At 68.2% G+C, this 6,059-nt stretch carries 5 protein-coding genes and 1 pseudogene; 3 read left to right on the top strand and 3 right to left on the bottom strand.

Going from position 1 to position 6,059, the window contains the following annotated elements:
• Both QZ271_RS13660 and QZ271_RS13655 read left to right on the top strand, forming a co-directional pair.
• Positions 1-391, top strand: a pseudogene (locus QZ271_RS13660) (PIG-L family deacetylase); the annotation flags it as partial.
• Between the two features lie 160 nt (positions 392-551).
• Entirely contained in the window at positions 552-1,103 is a 552-nt protein-coding gene (locus tag QZ271_RS13655) for an SRPBCC family protein (protein WP_291432399.1), read from the top strand.
• A gap of 73 nt (positions 1,104-1,176) precedes the next feature.
• Here QZ271_RS13655 and QZ271_RS13650 read toward each other — a convergent pair whose 3' ends face one another.
• The 3 genes from QZ271_RS13650 to topA all read right to left on the bottom strand — a co-directional run bounded on the left by QZ271_RS13650 (position 1,177) and on the right by topA (position 5,256).
• Positions 1,177-1,614: a thioesterase family protein gene (locus QZ271_RS13650; protein ID WP_291432397.1), complete on the bottom strand. Its 438-nt coding sequence runs from the start codon at positions 1,612-1,614 to the stop codon at positions 1,177-1,179.
• Complete coding sequence (locus QZ271_RS13645; protein ID WP_291432395.1) at positions 1,611-1,922, bottom strand: hypothetical protein; 312 nt, start codon at positions 1,920-1,922, stop codon at positions 1,611-1,613. Before QZ271_RS13645 ends, QZ271_RS13650 begins: the two co-directional genes overlap by 4 nt.
• A 358-nt stretch (positions 1,923-2,280) precedes the next feature.
• Positions 2,281-5,256, bottom strand: coding sequence for a type I DNA topoisomerase (gene topA / locus QZ271_RS13640; protein WP_291432393.1), 2,976 nt, complete (start codon positions 5,254-5,256; stop codon positions 2,281-2,283).
• A gap of 227 nt (positions 5,257-5,483) precedes the next feature.
• On the opposite strand from topA, the gene QZ271_RS13635 reads away from it, so the two are divergent.
• Entirely contained in the window at positions 5,484-6,056 is a 573-nt protein-coding gene (locus QZ271_RS13635) for a YdcF family protein (protein WP_291432391.1), read from the top strand.
• Positions 6,057-6,059: the final 3 nt, after the last annotated feature.

The following is a 6,059-nucleotide window of genomic DNA, read 5'->3' as shown; positions in this document are numbered from 1 at the left end:
TCACCCGCACCCGGATCACCGCATGACCGCGAAGATCGCCTTCGACGCGGTCACGCTGGCCCGCATTCCGAAGATCGTGAACGAGGGAGGCAGCGACGCCACACTGGGCGGTCAGGACCTGCGCCGCCTGGACGCGTGGCGCGAACCGGTGCGCTTCTACCAGTACCACGCGCCGGCCAGTCCGTACCCAGAGTTCAGTGTGAACATCACGGACACCATCGACGTGGCGGCGCGCGTGATGGAGTACTACCACGACTTCTACCGCTGGCAGTGGACCAAAGAGCATTTCCTAGAGGGGCGCGCGGGCGTGGGGCGGCTGGCGGGCGTGAAGTACGCCGAGCGCTTCAACCTGCGCGTGACGCACCTGCCAGCGCGGGCGTTCCTTGACTGATACGGATTCCGATTGAATGGTTGTGCAAAACCGCCGGGTCCGGGTGAAGCGAGGAGGAGCAGAACGGACTTCGGGAGTGGAGGTGGTAATGAACCGGACGGAGTCCGGATGACCGGCCCGGTGCGGGTGCGGGCGGCTTCGCGCTACAGTGACGGTTACTATGTCCGAGTCCATCAGCATCAAGCAGACCATCGTGGTCAGGGCCCGTCCGGACGTGCTGTACCGGCTGGCGCTGGAACCCAGGCGGCGCGTCAAGTGGGACCCCAACCTCGCGAACGCCGATTATGAGGGCGAGAATGCCCGGCTGACGAACAACGCGCTGGTGCGCTTCAAGTTCACGCGCCGCCTGCTGGGCCTGAGTTTCACCGCGAAGTACGGGCAGTTGCAGGCGCCGCAGCGGGGCGGCTGGGAGAGCGTGCGGAACGTGGGGCCAGTGGAGAAACTCACGCAGGGCTGGACCTTCAAACCCATGCCCGGCGGGACCGAGGTGACCCTGACCCTGAACGCCCGCGTGATGTACCGCTGGATCAGGACGCCCATCGAGCGGGTGCTGCACAACATGGTCGCCACGACCCTGCTGGAATTGCAGCGCAGCGTGGACGCCCAGGGCGCGCAACTGCTTGAGGACATGGGCCGCGAGATGCAGGAGCGCCAGAAGGCCGAGCAGAAAGCCGCGAAGGAAGCGGCCAGGGCCGCGAAGAAGAAACGTTGAACCTCAGCTACTGAGAAACACGCGCCCCGCACGGAAGCTGCGGGGCGCGTGCCTTCCGGTAGACAGGCGACAGTCAGCCGGGTTGCAGGGCTTCCAGCGCGGCGCGCAGGGCGGGGGGCAGGGGGGCGGGGCGGCGGGTGTCCCGGTCCACGTACACGTGCACGAAATGCCCCTGCGCGCAGGCCGCGTCATGCCCTTCGCGGAACACGGCGAGTTCGTAACGGACGCTGCTGCTGCCCAGGCGACCCACCCGCAGCCCCACGCTGAGAGGTTCAGGGAACGCGGCGGGCGCGAAGTACGCGCAGCCGCTCTCGACGACCAGCCCGATCACCGCTCCGGCGTGAATGTCCAGCGCACCCCGAGCGGCGAGGTAGGCGTTCACGGCCGTATCGAAGTACGCGTAGTACGTCACGTTGTTCACGTGTCCGTACACGTCGTTGTCCGCCCAGCGGGTCGGGGTGGGGTGGTGGTACGGGTACTCGGCGCGGGTGTGCGGGACTGGGCGGGTCATCCGGACCATCCGGCGCCCAGGAGCAGCGTGGTGCCGTCACGGGTCCCGAAGGCCGTCCAGGGCTGATCGGGGGTCACGTGGTAGCCCTCGCCGGGGCGCAGGCGCACGAAGTTACCCAGGGGCAGGTCCACGACCGCCTCGCCGGTCAGGCACACCAGCCAGCCGGACATGGCCGGGCCGGTCAGCGTGCCGCTCAGGGTCACGACCTGCACGTTCCCGCCGGGCAACCGCACCCACTCGCCGGGCGTGCCCTGTGCCAGCCGGGGCAGGTGCAGGGCTTGAGGAGCTTCAGATCGGTTCACAGGCATAGGAATGTTCCACGTCATATCACGCCCCGGCACGGGAAAACGGGGACCGTGGAGCAAAACGGGTTCCGGACGTGAATCTGGCAACCCGGTGATGTTCCGGACCTGTCAGCGAAACAGACGGAATTCGTCCGATACGGATTCCGATTGATTTGGTGTAGTTCCGAATCAATCCGAGCGGATGCAAGTAGGAACAGCATACGCCCCTTCACGATATGGAGCCGCTGACGGCGCTGTTCCGACTGTGGTGGAATCAATCGGAATCCGTACGATTCACGACGCCAACCTCCCCGAACCGAAGGCCCGGCCGCGTGATGCCACCGACCTCCAGGCAAGGTGGCGGGCCGTGATCGGCCGAGCGCTACTGTCCGCGCGCCGCCTGGTTCAGTTTCTTACTGGCCTGCAACGCCATGCCCTTGGCTTTCTTGACATCCAGGCCCAGTTCGGGGGCCACTTCCTCGACCTTTCGGCCCTGTTCGCGGGTGGCAGTCACGAGTTGCTGCTCCTGGGCACTCAGGACGCCCAGGTGGGCCTTGAGTTGCGGCCAGGTGAAGGTGGCCTTGGCGGGCGCGGCAGGCTTCTTGGCGGCGGTTCTGGTCGCCGGTTTCTTGGGAGCAGCCTTGCCAGTACTGCTCTGGTTGGTGCTGGCCTTGCTGGTGCTGGCCTTGCCGGTGCTGGCCTTGCCGGTGCTGCTCTTGCTGGCAGCGGGTTTCCTGGCGCCCGCCTTGGCCGGGGCTTTGGCAGCTGCCTTCCTAGGGCTGGCCTTGCCGGGTTTCTTCTTGGGTTCCTTGCCGCGTTCCTCCAGGATTTCCAGGGCGCGTTCGGCGCTCAGGGTGCCCTCGTCCTCGCCCTTGCGCAGGGTGGCGTTGCGTTCCCCGTCGGTCAGGTACGGGCCGAACCGGCCGGATTTCAGCAGGATGGGCGCGCGGCCCTCCAGTTCGAAAGTCTGAAGGGGCGGGGCGGCCACGCGGCCCTTCCCGAAGCGGGGTTGCAGGAACAGCGCCTCGGCCTCCTGAATGCCCACCTCGAACAGTTGCTCGTGGCCGGTCAGGCTGCGGCTGTCGGTACCGCGCTTGAGGTACGGGCCGTACTTGCCGTTCAGCGCCCAGACTTCCTCGCCGTCACTCGTGCCGACCAGCCGGGGCAGGCTCAGGAGTTTCAGGGCGCGGTCCAGGCTCAGGGTGCCCAGGTCGTCGGTGGGAAACAGGCTGGCGCTGCGCGCCGGGGGGTTCGTATCGCCCAGTGTCACGTACGGGCCGTAGCGTCCGGCGCGCGCCACGACGGGGTGCCCGGTCTCGGGGTCCACGCCCAGGGGGCGGTCGCCGCTGGGGCGGGCCATGATCTCCTCGGCCTTCTCGGCGGTCAGTTCATCGGGGGCCATGTCCTCGGGCAGGTTGGCTTTCTGATCGGCGCGTTCCATGTACGGGCCGTAGCGGCCCACGCGGACCTCGATCCCGGTGCCTTCCAGGCGGGGGACGCTGATGGTGGCGATGGAGCGCGCGTCGATCTCGCCCATCTGCCGGTCGATCAGGGGCCGCAGGGCCATGCCCTCGCCGTGGTCGCCCAGGTAGAAGCGCCGCAGGTACGGCACCCGCTGGGCCCGGCCGCCTGCAATGTCGTCCAGGTCCTCTTCCATCCGCGCGGTGAAGTCGTAGTCCACCAGCGACGCGAAGTGGTGTTCCAGCAGGGCGCTGGTCGCGAAGGCTGTCCAGGAGGGCACCAGCGCCTGTCCTTTCTTGGTGGCGTACCCACGGTCCTGAATGGTGCCCAGGATGCTGGCGTACGTGCTGGGGCGGCCAATGCCCGCGCCCTCCAGGGACTGCACCAGCGACGCCTCGGTGTAGCGGGCGGGGGGCTGCGTGTCGTGACCCTCGGGCTTGACGCTCTCGGCGGTGACTCGCTCTCCTTCTTTCAGGGGCGGCAGGGGCGTCTCGCGGTCTTCCAGGGCGGCGCTGGGATCGTCGCTGCCTTCCACGTAGGCGCGCAGGAAACCGGGAAAGTCGATGGTGCGGCCAGAGGCACTCAGGCCGACCGCCTCGCCAGTTTTGGTCTGGCCGCCCAGGCGCACGCGCAGGCTGCGGCCCCGCGCGTCGGCCATCTGACAGGCCACGGTGCGTTTCCAGATCAGGTCGTACAGGCGCCACTCGTCGCCGCTCAGTTCGCTGCGCAGGCTGTCGGGCGTGCGGAAGGCACTCCCGGCCGGGCGGATCGCCTCGTGGGCCTCCTGGGCGTTCTTGGCTTTCTTGGCGTACACGCGCGGCTGCGGCGACAGGTAACTGGGGCCGTACATCTGCGTGACCTGCGTACGGGCCGCCGTGACCGCCTCGGTGCTCAGGTTGGTGCTGTCGGTACGCATGTACGTGATGTAGCCCTGCTCGTACAGTCGCTGCGCGGCGCGCATGGTGCGCGTGGCGGCAAAGCCCAGCTTGCGGCTTCCCTCCTGCTGCAACGTGGACGTGATGAACGGCGGGTACGGCCTCTGCGTGAAGGGTTTCTCCTCGGCGCTCGTGACGGTCAGCGGCTGCCCGGTCAGGCCGCCCTGCAGGGCGCGGGCCTCGGCCTCGGTCAGCAGGCGGGCCGTCACGCCGCTCTTCAGGCGACCGGTCAGCGGGTCGAAGTCACGGCCCAGCGCCAGCTTCTGCATCGTCCTGTCCGGGCCAGCCACGTCGGTCAGGCGGGCCGGGAACGTCTGCGCGTCCGCCGTTTTCGCGGTGACCAGCAGGTCCCACCACGACGCACTGACAAAGCGCATGCGTTCGCGTTCGCGTTCCACCAGCATGCGGGTCGCCACGCTCTGCACGCGGCCCGCCGAGAGCTTCGGCCTGACCTTCTTCCACAGGACCGGGCTGACCTCATACCCGTACAGGCGGTCCAGGGCGCGGCGGGCCTCCTGCGCCTCTACGAGGTTCGTGTCGATCTGGCGCGGGTTGGCAATCGCCGCCTGAATGGCCTCGCGGGTGATCTCGTGGAACACCATGCGCTTGACCGGCACCTTGGGGTTCAGCTCCTGAAACAGGTGCCACGCGATGCTTTCGCCCTCGCGGTCATCGTCGGTCGCCAGGATGATCTCATCGGCCTCGGCCGCCATCTTGCGGAGTTTCGCCACGTGCGCCTTCTTCTCGGGCGACACGACGTACAGCGGCTGGAAGTCATGCTCGACGTCCAGTCCCAGGCGTGCCCAGGCCTTGCCCTTGTATTTCTCCGGGATGTCCGCCGCACTTTTCGGCAGGTCACGGATATGCCCGATAGAAGACTCCACCGCGTACCCCTGTCCGAGGTACTTCTCGATGGTGCGGGCTTTGGCAGGCGACTCGACAATAACAAGGGTTCTGGGCATAGGTAAGGTCTCTCCCCCGTAGGCCGGGGTACGGGCTGAGCGTAGCACGCGTTCCCGTTCCCGCTCCGGCTGAAGTTCCACACGGTCGGCCCCTGTCCCGGCGGGGTCCCTGCTGCGCCGCGCCCGGCTCGCCCAGCCGGGCGCGGCCCGCAGGCCCGGACGGGAGCGCAAGGTGACTGCGCACCATCCGGCTGGCTTATCTTTTTCTTCATGCTACGCTGCCAGGGATGCGTTCCCGGGGCGCCACCCTCACCCTGCTGCCACTGGCTGTGGCGGCCCTGCTCGTGGCAGGATTCGTCCTGACCCCCAACCTGCGCGTCCCGAACGCCACCACGCCGCACCCCACCCTGGTCGTCCTGGGAGCCGCCCAGTACGCCGGGAAACCCAGTCCCGCCTTCCAGCGCCGCCTGGATCACGCCCTGACCCTGTACCGCGCCGGAGACGTGCAGCGGGTCGTTGTCACGGGGGGCCGCCGCGCCGGGGACCCCTACACGGAAGGCGGCGTGGGCACCGCTTACCTTGAGAGGCGCGGCGTGCCCGCAGGGAACCTGATTGCCGAGGAACGCAGCCGCACCACCGTGCAGAACCTCCAGAACGCCCGCGCTGCCCTGCCCCCCCACACCCCCCTGACCCTCGTCACAGACGAAGCCCACGCCCCCCGCGCACTGGCCCTGGCCCGCGCCATCGGCCTAGACGCCAACGTGAGTGCCAGCCCCCTGAGCCCCCAGGTCGACCGCTCGTACCTGCTGCGCGAGAAACTCGCCCTGGTCGCCTACGCCCTGATCGGCATCCGGCTGTAAGGG

The organism is Deinococcus sp. (assembly GCF_018260555.1).
In the GTDB taxonomy this organism is placed as follows: domain Bacteria; phylum Deinococcota; class Deinococci; order Deinococcales; family Deinococcaceae; genus Deinococcus.
This window is presented reverse-complemented; position numbering and strand designations above follow the sequence as displayed.